Origin of the sequence: Methylocystis sp. (assembly GCF_050246715.1) — a bacterium.
In the GTDB taxonomy this organism is placed as follows: Bacteria; Pseudomonadota; Alphaproteobacteria; order Rhizobiales; family Beijerinckiaceae; genus Methylocystis.
On the sequence record NZ_JBFWVN010000019.1, the window covers coordinates 19,304 to 33,476 of the forward strand.

The following is a 14,173-nucleotide window of genomic DNA, read 5'->3' on the forward strand; positions in this document are numbered from 1 at the left end:
GCGTTGCGACAGCGTGGCGGTTGGATTCGGCAGAGAGCGCTTGGCAAACATGGCGCCAGGATATTTTTTTCGCGGGCCAGTCGCGAAAGCGTCCGCTTCGACCCTGATTTCTCTATTCATGACCGTCCCTCCTTGGACGATCAATTCAATAAGAGGATGGATGCGGGCCTGTCGGGCAAAACCGCGCCGACCGTGGCGGGTCAATCCGGCTAGTCGATTCCACGAGAGGCGTTAAAGCGGAGCTTTCGCTGACAGTGCAGTATCGAACTCCAGCATAAACCACGAGCGCGCCACTCGCTGGGCAATAGCTTGATATTGCCCTACGATTCGCATTAACTGGATTTAATGGACGATCGGAAAACTGCTACGACAAAGCTTCGATGACGCAACTTCGGCGACAACTGAGTTTCGGATATACGGCAGCGCGCGACGAGCGGACGCGACGTAATCAGCTTGCGCTACGCTTAGCGTTGCGCATGGTTCCCGTAATAAGCTTCGAATGGGACATCGTGCGCGATATTGTGCGGCGGTTCGATCCGTTTGACTCCGACAATTCCTCGAGCACAGGCATGTTCAGCCGTTTCGCTGCAGTCCGAGATGCTGTGCATCCAGAAGATAGAGAGAAGTTTTGTACGGACATTAAAGCAGCGCTGCGCGGCGAGACTGAACGGTTTCAAACCGAGATCCGCGTCCTTAGTCCGGACGGAATAGTGACATGGTTTCGGGAGCTGGGGATCGTCGAGCGAGACCAACTCGGCCAACCGCTTCGGATGATCGGAGTCGCACACGATATTACGGCTCAGCGCTACAGGCATGCGCTCGAAACGGCGACCGCTCCGAACGACGAGACCTCAATACTGCAGCTCAAAGCTCTGGTCATCGATAACAATCGTGACGCCGCCGATCGGCTTGCGCTGCTCCTTGGGACGGTCGGAATCGGTGTCCGGGTCGCTTGCAGCGGCTCAGATGGCGTGGGCGCGCTTAATGAGTTTAGGCCCCAATTGGTGTTTGTCGAGATCGACACTCCTTACATCGACGTAATCGACATGATGCGCCGCATTCGAAAGTTGCCCGGCGGCAACAAGGTCTCTTTGATAGCCCTCGGCACGTCGCACGTGGAGACAGCGAGTCTTTCGGGATTCGACGGTCTGCTGACTAAGCCAGTTCGGTTTGGAGCGCTGCTTGACCTATTGGAAGAATTGCCTTTGTCATGAGACGGCGCAAGCGTAAAGGGGCGCGCCTCGTGTAGAGCGTTGGCGAAAAGTTCGGCCTCGCGACGCCCTTGTCGCCGACACGCCGGCAAAGCCAATTGAATGCAAATCGGCATTAAAGGCGGCGTCAATTCACGCTTGTGCCGAATCAGCCATGGATCACGTTTCTCGTTTCGAGTTCCTTAATGATCCGGTCCGCGATCTCTTCCGGCTTTTCATTCATGAATCGGACATGCATCTCGGGCGACGTCGGAAGTTCGTAGGTCTGATCGACGCCGGTGAAATTCTTGATCTCGCCCGCGAGCGCCTTCTTATAAAGGCCTTTCGGGTCGCGAGAGATACAGACGTCAAGCGGCGTATCGAGGAAAATTTCGATAAATTCGCCCTCGCTGACGAGCGAGCGGGCCATTTGTCGCTCGGCCCGGAAGGGCGAAATGAACGCGCAAAGCACGATGAGCCCCGCGTCGACCATCAACTTCGCAACCTCGCCAATACGGCGGATATTTTCGACGCGGTCGACGTCGGTAAAGCCCAAATCCTTGTTCAAGCCATGACGGATGTTGTCGCCATCCAGCATGGCGGTATGCGCATGACGCGCCAACAATTTCATTTCGACAAGATTGGCGATCGTCGACTTGCCGGCCCCCGAGAGACCCGTGAACCATAGAACGGCGGGTTGTTGATGCTTGATATGGGAGCGCGCCGCTTTTGAGACCAGTTGGGCCTGTAGATGAATATTTTTCGCACGGCGCAGTGGAAAGGCGATCAAGCCCGCGCCGGCCGTTGCATTGGTGAATCGATCAATGAGAATAAACCCGCCTGTCGCGCGATTGGCGTCGTAAGGGTCCACCGCAACGGACGAACCGAGAGCGATATTGCAAAATCCGATTTCGTTGAGGCTCAGCGTCTTGGTTGCGATATGCGCGTTATTATCAACGTCGAGCTTGTATTTGATCTCTGTCACGCTTCCCGCGAGGGAGCGGCCATTGATCTTCATGAAGTACGAGCGGCCCGGCAGCAGCTTCTCGTCGCTCATCCAAATGATGTGCGCCGCGAATTGATCGGCGACGTCGGGACGCTGCTTGGGATGGCACAGCACATCGCCGCGCGAAATGTCGATTTCGTTGGCGAGCGTCAGCATGACCGAATCGAACGCTGCGGCGCTTGTCGAATCGCCGTCCATAGCGACAATGCGCTCAACCCGAGACGTGCGGCCGGAGGCGGCGACAAGGATTTCATCGCCGACGCTCACGCGACCGGAGACAAGCATTCCCGCATAACCGCGAAAATCCTGCTGCAGACGATTGACCCATTGTACGGGCAAGCGCATCGCCTGATCGGCGACCGCGTTTTCGACATCGACCGTTTCGAGATAGGAAAGGAGATGCGGTCCCGAATACCACGGCATTTTGTCCGATAGGGAGATGACATTGTCGCCATAGCGCGCCGAAATCGGAATTGCGGCGATGGAGGCGAAATGCAGCTCAGACGCGGCATGGGTGAAATCCGCGACGATCCGATCAAACGTAGCCTGACTGTAGTCGACGAGATCCATCTTGTTGATTGCCAAGACGACATGGCGGATGCCAAGCAAAGACGCAATGGTGGCGTGGCGACGCGTTTGCGTGAGCAGTCCTTTCCGCGCGTCGACTAGCAGAATTGCGAGATCGGCGTTCGAGGCGCCGGTCGCCATGTTCCGCGTATATTGCTCGTGACCGGGCGAGTCGGCGACGATAAAGGCGCGCGCCTCCGTCGAAAAATAGCGATAGGCGACATCAATCGTGATGCCTTGCTCGCGTTCCGCCTCGAGTCCGTCAACGAGCAGCGCGAAATCGATTTCCTCTCCAACGGCGCCGTGCTTCTTGGAATCCTTCTCCAGCGTCGCCAGTTGATCGTCGAAAATCAGCTTGCGTTCATAGAGCAGACGCCCGACCAGCGTCGACTTTCCGTCGTCGACGGAACCGCAGGTAAGAAAGCGCAGAGTTGGGCATGACGATTTTGTTTCGACTGACGCGTCTCGAGTATTGGCCGACATCAGAAATAGCCCTCGCGCTTTTTCCTTTCCATGGACGCCGCTTCGTCGAAGTCGATAAGCCTGCCTTGTCGCTCGGACATCGACGACAGACGCATCTCCTCAATGATCGCGTCGAGCGTATCGGCCTCCGACTCGATCGCGCCGGTGAGCGGATAGCAGCCGAGCGTTCGAAAGCGTATGCGCCGTATTTCCGCGACCTCGCCGGGATTTAACGGCAGGCGCGCGTCATCAACCATGATGAGCGCGCCGTCGCGTCGCACCACCGGCCGCTTGCGGGCGAAATAGAGCGGCACGACGGGGATGTTTTCCGCCGCGATGTAATCCCATACGTCGCGCTCCGTCCAATTGGACAGCGGGAAAACGCGCATCGACTCGCCGGGCCGGATCCGCGTGTTGAAAGCGCGCCACAGCTCGGGCCGCTGATTTTTCGGATCCCAGGCGTGCGTACTGGTGCGGTGTGAGAAAACGCGCTCCTTGGCGCGGGATTTCTCTTCATCCCGCCGCGCGCCACCGAAGGCGGCGTCAAACTTATATTTGTCTAACGCCTGACGCAGTCCTTCCGTCTTCATCACTTGCGTGTAGGCGGACGACCCGAAGGTGAAAGGTGAAACGCCGCGCGCTAGCCCGTCGTCATTGACGTGCACGATCAAATCCATGCCGAGGCGCGCCGCGGTCTCGTCCCGGAAGGCGATCATTTCGCGAAATTTCCAGGTCGTATCGACGTGAAGCAGCGGAAATGGCGGTTTGGCTGGATGAAACGCCTTCATTGCCAGATGAAGCATGACGCTCGAATCTTTGCCGATCGAATAAAGCATGACCGGGTTTTTGAACTCCGCGACCACCTCCCGCAAAATATAGATCCCTTCGGACTCGAGACTTCGAAGGTGCGACGGCAACCCCATTCCTTACCTCCACGCCAGTCTATGGCCGACTCTCATCGCAAGGCGATCCACTGATTTCGCCGGCGCGGGTCGCCCGAATCTATCCCGCTGTTACCGGAGCCGATCACGCAGTTGGCCTGAAGGCTGCGAAGTCCGATGAAGCCGCTCGGCTGAAAAAGGGATAATGCCGCCCATGACTCCTGAAAGATGTCGCCCGCCGCAAACGCAATGACGCCGTCGGGCAGCCGAAGCTTGCTGGTTGATCGATTTTGTCTCACCGGCGAAGTCGTTTGGTCAAGCCGTTTTACTTCGCACGCCGATCTTCGTTTGCCGATCGCGGCGCAGGGTTTCGCTGGAAAGCTCGATAGGATGAACATGGTGAACGAGGCGATCGAGGCGATCGAGGAAGTTGTCGGCGCAGGCGGGATCGCGAAAGACTTCACGCCAATGATTCGTAGGGAGCCAGGGAGTCTCGACCGTCGAGCGGGGGCCCGATCGCGCTTCGAGAATTTCGAGGAGATTTAAGACGAGCGATTGCGTCGAAGGAATCGAACCAAATATCGTGCGCCGTCTCGGCTTGAGAATATCGAATGTTGCGGCGATAACGCGATCAAATGCGAAATCCGACCGAACGGCGCGCGCGCGACCCTTCGCGTCGCAGGGCCGCCTCATCTGCTCTTGGCCGGCCGGCGACGCTTATGGGGCAGAAGTCCTTTGCGACTCTCGGCATGTGCGAGGAAAGGCGGTGTCTGAATGAAAATGAACAATGTTCACATGGTTCGGATGGCATATGCCAATTTGGAAACATTCTTGTCATAGAAAGAAAGAAAGATTCCAAATTGGAAGCGGCGCACAAATATTCTGTCCAATAAATGCATTTTATTTCAATACTATATGTTGAATGAAAGGTCATTCCGGCCTTGGCGCCCTCATTGCAATTTCTCCAAAAAAGAAAGCGGGAGGAGATGCCAATGTCGCCTTTGCTGCGGCGCCTGATCGAACGGGCGCGGCTGCCGGTCGTCGACGACCTCAGTCTCGATGATTTTCTCGACACCGCATCGAAAGAGCGCGTCCAGGTTCTCCTGTTCCTTTCCGGCGATGGCGCGAACCGGCCCGAGACAGGCGATGTCGCAGTCGTGCTGCCGGAGCTGCTCTTGCATTTTTCCGATCGCCTGCGCGGCGCCGTGATCGCGCCCGAAGCTGAAGAAAGATTGCGCGCGCGGCTCCACGCCTATGTCTCGCCAAGCCTCGTCGTCATGCGCGGGCCCGAGCCGGTCGGCGTCCTCCCAAAAATCTGGGACTGGGCCGACTACATCGCAAAAATCGAAGGCTTTCTCGACCTCGACGCGCCCGCGATCGCCGGCCCGAACGGGCCGCAGGTCGAGATTGTTTTCAGCCGCGGAGCCTGACCCTTGAAAGCAGGATTTTGGGTGGCGCCCGAAGGCGCCGAAGAAGCGATGACGATCATGCCGATCGGCCTCGATGAGGGCGTTGCCGCCGGCGAAACGATGGGTCTCGGCCGGCTCGCGCATAAGTCTTCGGAAGACCTCATTCGCCGCTGCGCCAGCGTTGGCGATCTTCTTCTCGAACTCGCCGACGCGCTCGCACGCCAGAAAGCCAGCGAGACGGGCCGCCTGTTCGACATTACCGATCGCAGCGCGGATGAGCGCGAACTTCTCGATCAGGCGCTCGGCGCGGGCGAGGTGAGCGGCGTCGTTGCGCTGCCCGACGGCGTCACGGCGCAAATTTCGGAATCGACGATGGCAGGCCTCTGGCGCGTGCGCTTTAGCGACGTGGACGATCGGCTTGTCGGCGACTATCTCGAAATCGGCGCCATTCCCGAGGTTGTGACGCGCGCGGCGATCGTAAATGCCCGCGACGTTTCCTTCGGCGAAGCGCCTGAAGGCGCAATGAACGTCATGCCGCTGCTCGCGGAAATTCGCGCCCGGGTCGCCGCTTTCGCGCCAGGAGACAAGTCTCACATCGTCAATTTCTCGCTGTTTCCAATGACGGCCGCGGACATGAGCTTTCTGCAGGCGTCGCTTGGCGAGGGGCCTCTATCCCTCCTGTCGCGGGGCTATGGCAAATGCCGCGTTCATGCGACGGCGACGCGCCATGTCTGGTCGGTGCAATATTTCAACGCCATGGACGAGATCATTCTCGATACGCTCGAAATTGGCGGCGTGCCCGTCGTCGCTTTGGCGGCGACCGAGGATTTCCGCGATTCAAGCGAGCGGCTCCGCGAAATTCACGAGGCCTATTTCCAATGAGCTTCGAGAATTTCGGCGCGCCTCGCGACGCCGGCGTCAGCGCAAAAATGGAATGCGGCGTCTGCTGGCATGTCTATGATCCCGCAATTGGCGATGACGTCTGGCAGATTCCGCCAGGCGTATCCTTCAGCGCATTGCCGGCGGATTGGCGCTGTCCCAATTGCGACGCGCCGCAAGCGAAATTCATGAGGCTCGCCGATGAGCGCGACGACTGATCCGGCGCGCGAAACCGCGGCGGTCTTTGCTGGCGCGCGCCTCGCCGATCACTATCGGCGCGTCTATCAAGCGATGCGCGATCTGCCGATCTGCAATCCGTCGTTGGATATAGAGGCGATCGGCTTCCGGTCCTATGGCGACCATGCGATCGGCGTCATTCTTACCCCGTGGTTCATGAATCTTACGGTTTGCGCCGCAGGCGCCGAGGAGCTTCCGCTGAGACCTCTCGGCGAGACCGCGCATTGGTCGCTGCCCGCCGGGCGCGTAAGCTTCATTGTCGGGCGGCTTGATGGTTTCGGCCGCATCGACTCTTGCTCACTCTTTTCTCCGATGAATGACTTTGCCGATCATGCCGCCGCGCGCGCCGTCGCCGTCGCTGCGCTCGACGAATTGTTCGATCCCGGTTCGGCGGATCGGCGCGAAGCCGCAGGGCGAAGTCCTGCCGGTTTGGATCGGCGCTCGCTCATTTTCGGCGCGAGGCGCGGAGCGGCGAATGTCGCGCCATGAGCGATCCAGGAAGGATGTCGACCAGCATCGGCGTCGAGGTGACGCGTATCGCAGATAGGGTAGGAGAGGCGAAGATCATGCCGCGACAACGAGTCGACGTCACGCGGCTGCTTCATCGGAAAGCGGCGAATGAAGCGCCGCGTGTGATCGGCTCGGTCTTTACCCTCTGCGCCGCCGCGCAGCGCATCGCCTGCGAAGCCGCCATGGCGGCGGCGCAATCACAGCCCACGCCAGACGCCTTGCGTTGGCGCTGGAGGCGCAGGCTCTATGCCGAGCGCGTCGCGGAGCATTTGCGCGCGAGCGTGCTCGACTGGCCTGGAGAGAAGAACGACCCACGGCGTCTCGCGCATCTGCCGGCCTTGCGCAAGGCGCTGGCGGTCTCCAACGCAGCCGACAGGGAAGACGACGCGTCTCTTCACGCCACGTTGAAAGAGGCGGCCGTCGACATCGGCGCGCCGCTTGACGCGGATCGACGCCCGCAAGGGTGGTTCGCGGAAATGTGGCGCGATGCGTCCCAATATTCGCAACTCGTGTCTTCGCAGAACGGCGACGGCTTTCTTGCGCTTGGCGACGCAGAGGCGATACATGGCGCCCTGCGCGAGCGAAACGCGGATTTCCTGAGCGCGCCGAATCTGCCGGGACGCATTGTTGAAACAGGCGCTTTCGCGCGGCGTTTCACTTTCCTGCGCCGCAACGTCGGACTATTGGCGGCAAGGCTTCAGGCGCGCCTTTTTGACATCGCTGACGCCTCGGACGCCTTGGCGAGCAAGGAGCCCTTGCCGGGCGAGGAAGCGCTCGTCGTCACGCGTTCGAGCCGGCCGGGCGAGGGCTTCGCCATGGTGGATTCGCCGCGCGGCTTTCTGTTTCATCGCGTCGAACTCGACGCCTCAGGCGCCGTGACGACTTATGAAATTCTCGCGCCGACGGAGTGGAACTTCCACCCCGCCGGCCCCTTCGCTCAGGCGCTTGCGGCTGCGAAGCTCAACGTCGCCGATCCGCGGCAGTTTGTCGCAACGCTTGCGGCGCTCTTCGATCCCTGCGCATCCTGCGAGATCAGCCTTCGGGAGGCGCAGCATGCATGAAATGTCGCTGATGGAAGCCCTCGTCGACCTCGCCGAGGAGGAAGCCTCCAAGGCTGACGCGCAACGCGTGTCCGTGCTGCGCGTCGCCGTCGGCGCGTTGAGCCATGTCGATCCGCACGCCTTGCGATTCTGCTTCGAGGCTGTGGTTCGCGGCTCGATTTGCGAAGGCGCCATGTTGGACTTGCTTAATGTCCCAGGCGCCGGCTGGTGTCTCGATTGCGGCAGGGAAGTCGCGTTGACCGAGCGGTTCGGCGCCTGTCCGGAATGCGGGCGCCATCGCGTTCAAATGACCCGCGGCGATGATTTTCGCCTCGTCGAACTGGAGGTCGCCTGATGTGCACGGTCTGTGGATGTGGAACGAGCGCCGTTGAGGATCCGAACAAGGCCCAAGCGCCTGGCGCGCATACGCATGCTCAAGCGCACGCTGGTCATAACCATCAAAGTCACGACCATCATCATGGGCATGATCACGGTCATCATCATGATCACAGGCACGATCATCGCCATGACCATGATCATCATCATCATGACGGCCATGGCGCCGACCCGATTCATTATGGCGCTGGACTTGCCGGCGTCCACGCGCCCGGCCTGAGTCAGGAACGCATCGTCAAGATCGAGCGCGACATTCTCTCCAAGAACGACGCCTATGCGCGCGAAAACCGTCATCGTCTCGCGGGGAACGGCAATTTCGCGCTGAATTTCGTCTCCAGCCCCGGTTCGGGGAAGACCAGCCTTCTCGTGCGCGCGATCGAGGATTTGAAGGCGCGACGCGAGATCGTCGTGATCGAGGGAGATCAGCAGACCTCGAACGACGCCGACCGCATTCGCGGAAGCGGCGCGCGTGCCTTGCAGATCAACACTGGCAAGGGCTGCCATCTCGACGCACACATGGTTGGCCATGCGATCGACACGCTCGCGCCGGAGAAGAACGCGCTGCTCTTTATCGAGAATGTCGGAAACCTCGTCTGCCCTTCGGCCTTCGATCTCGGCGAAGCGCATAAGGTCGTCGTGCTGTCGGTGACCGAAGGCGAGGACAAGCCGCTCAAATATCCCGACATGTTCGCCGCCGCCGATCTGATGCTGCTCAACAAGGCCGATCTTCTGCCGCATCTCGATTTCAACGTCGGCGCCTGTATCGCCGCCGCGCTCACCGTCAATCCGGATTTGCAGACGTTGGTCGTTTCGGCTCGGACAGGCGAAGGCATGGAGGCCTTCTACGCCTGGATCGAAGCGCGCGCTGCGCGCATGGCGGTCGCGGAGTAAGGCGAATGGCCTATGCGGACGCCGCCCGGACAGCGCCGCAGCGTCTGCGGGTGCGCGTGCGCGGCGCGGTGCAGGGCGTCGGCTTCCGGCCGTTTGTCCATGATCTTGCGACGCGCCTGCGGCTCGACGGCTTCGTCAAGAATGACGCCGCCGGCGTGCTGCTCGAAGTGCAGGGCGAGCGCGTTGACGCTTTTCTTGATGCGCTGTCACGCCGTCCGCCGCCGCTCGCGCGCGTCGAGTCGATAGAGGTCGAGGAGCTGCCATCGCGCAAATCCTCGCGCTTCGTCATTCTCGACTCGGTCGGCGGCGCAAGCTCGACACGCATCGTTCCCGACGCGGCGGTTTGCGAAGACTGTCTCGACGAGCTTTTCGATCCGGCCAGCCGCTTTTATCTCTGTCCATTCGTCACCTGCACCCATTGCGGGCCGCGCTATACGCTAACGCGGCGGCTGCCTTATGATCGCGCGCAGACTTCCATGGCGTCTTACGCCATGTGTCCGGCTTGCGCGCGCGACTATCGCGATCCGGCAAACCGGCGCTTCCACGCCGAACCCATCTGCTGTCCGGAATGCGGACCTAAGCTTTCCGCTTCGCCAGCGGAGATCGTCAGGGCGCTGCGCGCCGGCAAGATCGTCGCGACCAAGGGCGTGGGCGGCTTTCATCTGATGTGCGACGCGCGTAACGGCGCGGCGGTGGAAGAATTGCGTCGTCGCAAGGCGCGGGACGCGAAGCCCTTCGCGGTCATGGCGGCCAATCTTTCCTCCGTCGCGTCGATCGCGCGCGCCACCGAGCAAGAACTCGCTTTGCTCCAGGATGTGGCGCGGCCCATCGTCCTGATGCAAAGCACGGGCGTCCTCGCCAAAGCCATTGCGCCGCGCTTGAATCGCATCGGCGTCATGCTGCCCTATGCGCCGCTGCACCATCTCATTTTTCACGCGGCGGCGGGCGCGCCCGCGACGCGCGCCTGGCGCGACGCGCCGCAAGAATTGGCGCTTGTCGCGACAAGCGCCAACCTCGGCGGCGACCCCCTGGTGAAGGACAATGCCGAGGCGCAGGCGCGCCTCGGCGACATCGCCGATCTGATCGTGACGCATGACCGCGAGATCGTGACGCGCATCGACGATTCGGTGATGAGCGTCGTCGTCGGCGCGCCAGCCTTTCTGCGCCGAGCGCGCGGCTTCACGCCCGAGCCGATCGAACTTGGGGCGGAGGGACCTTGCGTCGTCGCCGCCGGCGCGCATCTCAAGGCGACGATCACGGTGACGCGCGGCCGCGAGGCGTTTGTCTCGCAACATGTCGGCGATCTCTCAAACGCCGCGACGGCGCGCTTCTATCGCGAGACCGCGCGGCGGCTCATCGATCTTCTCGACGTGAAGCCGGAGTTTGTCGCCTGCGATCTCCACCCCGATTATTTTTCGACGCGCTGGGCCGAGGAGCAGGGCTTGCCGCTCATTCGTGCGCAGCACCATGCGGCGCATCTTGCCGCCGTTCTCGCCGAGCATCGCGTCGAAGGGCCGGCGCTTGGCCTGGCGCTCGACGGACACGGTCTTGGCGACGCCGGGCAGTCATGGGGCGGCGAATTGATGCGTCTTGGCGGCGCATCGTGGCGACGGCTCGGCGGTCTTGCGCCGCTGCCGGCGCCGGGCGGCGATCGCGCCGCGCGCGAACCCTGGCGGATGGGCGTCGGCGCGCTCGCAAAGCTCGGCCGTCTCGACGCGGCGGAGCGGCTCTTCGCTGATGAGCCGCGCGCAATCGAGATGGCGCGGATCATCGGGCAGGGATATGCGCCGCCGGTGACGAGCAGCATGGGCCGGCTTTTCGACGCCGCCGCGGCGCTCCTCGGACTCTCGACGCGCCAGCATTACGAGGCGCAGGCGGCGATGGAGATGGAGGCGCTCGTCGTCACGCCGCGCGCGATGGAAGGAGCTTTCCACCTTCTGGATGGAGAGCTCGATTTCTTGCCGCTTCTCGGCGTGCTTGCCGAAGGACGACTGAGCCCGCGCGAAGGGGCGGAATTGTTTCACGGCGCGCTCATCGAGGGCCTTGCGCAACTCGTCTCGCAAGTCGCCACAACGCAGGAACTCGATCTTGTCGCGCTCGGCGGCGGCTGCATGATAAACCGAATTCTCGCCGAAGGGCTGACAGAGCGTCTGCAAAGCCTCGGCTTACGGCCTCTGCGCGCGCAAAAGCTCCCGCCGAACGACGGCGGCCTTTCGCTCGGCCAGGCGGCTATGGCGCGCGCTCTCGCGCAATCTCGAAATTCGCAGGATTTCGTGCGATGTGTCTAGCAATCCCCGCGCAGGTGACGGAACTTCTCGAGGACGGCATGGCGCGCATCGATATGGACGGCGTGTCCAAGGCCATCAGCATCGCGCTCGTCGACAATGTCGGGGTGGGCGACTTTGTCGTCGTTCACGTCGGCTACGCCCTATCGAAGATTGATGCCGAAGAGGCCGAGCGCACACTGGCCTTGTTGCGTGAAGTTGCGGCGATGGAGACGTCGTCATGAAATATGTCGATGAATATCGCGATCCCAAACTCGCGAAAGGCGTGGCGGCCACGATCGCCGCCGAAGTCGATCCCGGCAGAAACTACCGTTTCATGGAGTTTTGCGGTGGGCACACGCATGCGATTTCGCGCTATGGCGTCGAAGACATGTTGCCGAAGAATGTCGCCATGATTCATGGCCCCGGATGTCCGGTCTGCGTCCTGCCGGTGGGGCGCATCGACGACGCGATCAGGCTCGCGACCAACCCGCGTGTGACGCTTTGCACTTACGCCGATCTGATGCGCGTGCCGGCGTCTCGCGGGGCGAGTCTGCTGAAAGCGCGCGCGGCGGGCGCCGATATCCGTATGGTCTATTCGACGCTCGACGCGCTACGGATCGCCGAGGCTGAGCCCGATCGCGAAGTTGTCTTTCTCGCCATTGGCTTCGAAACCACGACGCCGCCGACGGCGCTCGCGATCAAACAAGCGAAAACGAAAGGGCTGCGTAATTTTTCCGTCTTCTGCAATCATGTGCTGACGCCGATCGCCATGCGCGCCATATTGGCGGGAGAAGCCGATGAAGCGACGTCGCTCGACGGGCTAGTCGGTCCCGCGCATGTCAGCACCGTGATCGGCGCGCGGCCTTATGAATTCGTCGCGCAGGACTATCGCAAGCCTGTCGTCATCTCCGGCTTCGAGCCGCTCGACGTGATGCAGTCGATCCTGATGCTGATCCGCCAGATCAATGAAGGCCGCTGCGCTATCGAAAACCAATATGTACGCGCCGTGACGCGCGACGGCAACGCCAAGGCGCAGAAGGAAATGGCGGAAGTCTTCGACTTGCGCGAAAGCTTCGAGTGGCGCGGCCTTGGGGAAGTGCCGCACAGTGCGCTGCGCCTCGCCGACGCTTTCGCCGATTTCGACGCGGAGAGGCGATTCGACATTCACACTGTCGCAGCCGCCGACAATCCCGCCTGCGAGTGCGGCGCCATATTGCGCGGCGCGAAAAAGCCGACGGACTGCAAGCTTTTCGGCTCGCTTTGCACGCCGGAGACGCCGATGGGCTCCTGCATGGTGTCATCGGAAGGCTCCTGCGCGGCGCATTACGCCTATGGGCGCTTTCGCGACCGCAGCCGCGCACGCATCGAAAGGGCGGCGTCATGAGCCTCATCATGAAACCGGTTCGACGCAAACTCGACATGCGAAATGGCCGCGTCGATCTTTCGCATGGCTCTGGCGGGCGCGCCATGGCGCAGCTTATCTCTGATATATTTCACGACGCCTTCGACAATGACTGGCTGCGCCGCAACGACGATCAGGCGTCGCTCGACGCGCCGGCGGGGCGGCTGGTGATGACGACCGACGGTTATGTGGTTTCGCCGCTGTTTTTCCCTGGCGGCGACATAGGCTCGCTGTCCGTCCATGGCACGATCAACGACATCGCCATGGCTGGCGCGACGCCGAAATATCTTTCCGCGAGCTTCATCATCGAGGAAGGATTCTCTCTCGCCGACTTGCAGCGTATCGCCCAAAGCATGGGAGAAGCGTCGCGCGCCGCCGGCGTGCCGATCGTCACGGGCGACACCAAGGTTGTCGAGCGCGGAAAGGCAGACGGCGTCTTCATCTCGACCGCCGGCGTCGGCGTCTTGCCGGATGGCTTGTCGCTCTCGAGCGACAAAGCGCGCCCTGGCGACGCCGTCCTTATTTCCGGCTCGATGGGCGATCATGGCGTCGCCATCATGTCGCGACGCGAGAATCTCGAATTCGGCGTTGACATTTTTTCCGATTCGGCGGCGCTGCACGGATTGACCGCGGCTATGATCGCCGCAGCGGGCGACGCCCTGCGCGTGATGCGCGATCCAACGCGCGGCGGCCTCGCCGCCGCGCTCAATGAAATCGCGCATCAATCGAACGTCGGCTTCATGATCGCCGAGGAATCAGTTCCCGTGAAGCCGCAGGTTGCCGCCGCATGCGAGTTCCTGGGACTCGATCCCCTCTATGTCGCCAATGAAGGAAAGCTGATGGCGATATGCGCGCCTGAAGCCGCCGATGCGCTGCTCGACGCCATGCGCGCTGATCCGCTGGGATGCGACGCGGCCCTGATCGGGCATGTCGTCGAAGACGAGCGCAATTTCGTCGAGATGACGACGCGCTTTGGCGGCGGGCGCATCGTTGATTGGCTGTCTGGAGAACAGCTTCCGCGCATTTGTTAAACCGC

General features: G+C 61.5%; 15 protein-coding genes. 12 read left to right on the forward strand and 3 right to left on the reverse strand.

Going from position 1 to position 14,173, the window contains the following annotated elements; all coding sequences use genetic code 11:
- Positions 1-380 precede the first annotated feature (380 nt).
- On the forward strand, positions 381-1,214 hold the full coding sequence (locus tag AB7I51_RS08375) for a PAS domain-containing protein (RefSeq protein WP_428405039.1): 834 nt from the start codon (positions 381-383) through the stop codon (positions 1,212-1,214).
- Positions 1,215-1,359: 145 nt separating this feature from the next.
- On the opposite strand, the gene cysN is transcribed toward AB7I51_RS08375, so the two are convergent.
- From cysN to AB7I51_RS08390, 3 genes are all read right to left on the reverse strand, one after another.
- Entirely contained in the window at positions 1,360-3,246 is a 1,887-nt protein-coding gene (gene cysN, locus AB7I51_RS08380; protein WP_428406179.1) for a sulfate adenylyltransferase subunit CysN, read from the reverse strand.
- Entirely contained in the window at positions 3,246-4,148 is a 903-nt protein-coding gene (gene cysD / locus AB7I51_RS08385) for a sulfate adenylyltransferase subunit CysD (protein WP_428404765.1), read from the reverse strand. The genes cysN and cysD overlap by 1 nt, the downstream gene beginning before the upstream one ends.
- Positions 4,149-4,421: 273 nt before the next feature.
- A complete protein-coding gene (locus tag AB7I51_RS08390; RefSeq protein ID WP_428404766.1) occupies positions 4,422-4,799 on the reverse strand; it encodes an ATP-binding protein in 378 nt (125 codons plus the stop codon).
- 299 nt (positions 4,800-5,098) lie between these two features.
- Between AB7I51_RS08390 and AB7I51_RS08395 the strand changes: the two genes are divergently transcribed.
- Genes AB7I51_RS08395 through hypE form a run of 11 tightly spaced genes read left to right on the forward strand, consistent with a single transcriptional unit; the run spans position 5,099 to position 14,168 of the window.
- Positions 5,099-5,536 (forward strand): hydrogenase accessory protein, encoded by a 438-nt coding sequence (locus AB7I51_RS08395; protein WP_428404767.1) that lies wholly within the window; start codon positions 5,099-5,101, stop codon positions 5,534-5,536.
- Between the two features lie 3 nt (positions 5,537-5,539).
- Positions 5,540-6,397, forward strand: coding sequence for a hydrogenase expression/formation C-terminal domain-containing protein (locus tag AB7I51_RS08400; protein ID WP_428404768.1), 858 nt, complete (start codon positions 5,540-5,542; stop codon positions 6,395-6,397).
- A complete protein-coding gene (locus tag AB7I51_RS08405) occupies positions 6,394-6,612 on the forward strand; it encodes a rubredoxin (protein ID WP_428404769.1) in 219 nt (72 codons plus the stop codon). The genes AB7I51_RS08400 and AB7I51_RS08405 overlap by 4 nt, the downstream gene beginning before the upstream one ends.
- A complete protein-coding gene (gene hybE, locus AB7I51_RS08410; RefSeq protein WP_428404770.1) occupies positions 6,596-7,120 on the forward strand; it encodes a [NiFe]-hydrogenase assembly chaperone HybE in 525 nt (174 codons plus the stop codon). The genes AB7I51_RS08405 and hybE overlap by 17 nt, the downstream gene beginning before the upstream one ends.
- Before the next feature lie 14 nt (positions 7,121-7,134).
- Positions 7,135-8,202 carry a nickel-dependent hydrogenase large subunit gene (locus AB7I51_RS08415; RefSeq protein ID WP_428404771.1) on the forward strand — a complete coding sequence of 356 codons (1,068 nt, stop codon included), beginning with the start codon at positions 7,135-7,137 and terminating at the stop codon, positions 8,200-8,202.
- On the forward strand, positions 8,195-8,536 hold the full coding sequence (gene hypA / locus AB7I51_RS08420) for a hydrogenase maturation nickel metallochaperone HypA (protein WP_428404772.1): 342 nt from the start codon (positions 8,195-8,197) through the stop codon (positions 8,534-8,536). Before AB7I51_RS08415 ends, hypA begins: the two co-directional genes overlap by 8 nt.
- Entirely contained in the window at positions 8,536-9,468 is a 933-nt protein-coding gene (gene hypB / locus AB7I51_RS08425; RefSeq protein ID WP_428404773.1) for a hydrogenase nickel incorporation protein HypB, read from the forward strand. Before hypA ends, hypB begins: the two co-directional genes overlap by 1 nt.
- A gap of 5 nt (positions 9,469-9,473) precedes the next feature.
- On the forward strand, positions 9,474-11,756 hold the full coding sequence (hypF, locus tag AB7I51_RS08430; RefSeq protein ID WP_428404774.1) for a carbamoyltransferase HypF: 2,283 nt from the start codon (positions 9,474-9,476) through the stop codon (positions 11,754-11,756).
- Positions 11,747-11,977 carry a HypC/HybG/HupF family hydrogenase formation chaperone gene (locus AB7I51_RS08435; RefSeq protein ID WP_428404775.1) on the forward strand — a complete coding sequence of 77 codons (231 nt, stop codon included), beginning with the start codon at positions 11,747-11,749 and terminating at the stop codon, positions 11,975-11,977. Before hypF ends, AB7I51_RS08435 begins: the two co-directional genes overlap by 10 nt.
- Positions 11,974-13,119, forward strand: a complete 1,146-nt coding sequence (gene hypD / locus AB7I51_RS08440; protein WP_428404776.1) for a hydrogenase formation protein HypD — start codon at positions 11,974-11,976, stop codon at positions 13,117-13,119. The genes AB7I51_RS08435 and hypD overlap by 4 nt, the downstream gene beginning before the upstream one ends.
- Positions 13,116-14,168 carry a hydrogenase expression/formation protein HypE gene (gene hypE / locus AB7I51_RS08445; protein WP_428404777.1) on the forward strand — a complete coding sequence of 351 codons (1,053 nt, stop codon included), beginning with the start codon at positions 13,116-13,118 and terminating at the stop codon, positions 14,166-14,168. The genes hypD and hypE overlap by 4 nt, the downstream gene beginning before the upstream one ends.
- The last annotated feature ends 5 nt before the right edge of the window (positions 14,169-14,173 follow it).

What these genes read in the sequence shown, in the direction of transcription:
- AB7I51_RS08405 (WP_428404769.1), top strand. Translation starts at nt 6,394, where the DNA reads ATGAGCTTCGAGAATTTCGGCGCGCCTCGCGACGCCGGCGTCAGCGCA.
- hypD (WP_428404776.1), top strand. Translation starts at nt 11,974, where the DNA reads ATGAAATATGTCGATGAATATCGCGATCCCAAACTCGCGAAAGGCGTG.
- hypF (WP_428404774.1), top strand. Translation starts at nt 9,474, where the DNA reads ATGGCCTATGCGGACGCCGCCCGGACAGCGCCGCAGCGTCTGCGGGTG.
- cysD (WP_428404765.1), bottom strand. Translation starts at nt 4,148, where the DNA reads ATGGGGTTGCCGTCGCACCTTCGAAGTCTCGAGTCCGAAGGGATCTAT.
- hypA (WP_428404772.1), top strand. Translation starts at nt 8,195, where the DNA reads ATGCATGAAATGTCGCTGATGGAAGCCCTCGTCGACCTCGCCGAGGAG.
- hybE (WP_428404770.1), top strand. Translation starts at nt 6,596, where the DNA reads ATGAGCGCGACGACTGATCCGGCGCGCGAAACCGCGGCGGTCTTTGCT.
- AB7I51_RS08415 (WP_428404771.1), top strand. Translation starts at nt 7,135, where the DNA reads ATGTCGACCAGCATCGGCGTCGAGGTGACGCGTATCGCAGATAGGGTA.
- hypE (WP_428404777.1), top strand. Translation starts at nt 13,116, where the DNA reads ATGAGCCTCATCATGAAACCGGTTCGACGCAAACTCGACATGCGAAAT.
- AB7I51_RS08375 (WP_428405039.1), top strand. Translation starts at nt 381, where the DNA reads ATGACGCAACTTCGGCGACAACTGAGTTTCGGATATACGGCAGCGCGC.
- hypB (WP_428404773.1), top strand. Translation starts at nt 8,536, where the DNA reads ATGTGCACGGTCTGTGGATGTGGAACGAGCGCCGTTGAGGATCCGAAC.
- AB7I51_RS08390 (WP_428404766.1), bottom strand. Translation starts at nt 4,799, where the DNA reads ATGAGGCGGCCCTGCGACGCGAAGGGTCGCGCGCGCGCCGTTCGGTCG.
- AB7I51_RS08395 (WP_428404767.1), top strand. Translation starts at nt 5,099, where the DNA reads ATGTCGCCTTTGCTGCGGCGCCTGATCGAACGGGCGCGGCTGCCGGTC.
- cysN (WP_428406179.1), bottom strand. Translation starts at nt 3,246, where the DNA reads ATGTCGGCCAATACTCGAGACGCGTCAGTCGAAACAAAATCGTCATGC.
- AB7I51_RS08435 (WP_428404775.1), top strand. Translation starts at nt 11,747, where the DNA reads ATGTGTCTAGCAATCCCCGCGCAGGTGACGGAACTTCTCGAGGACGGC.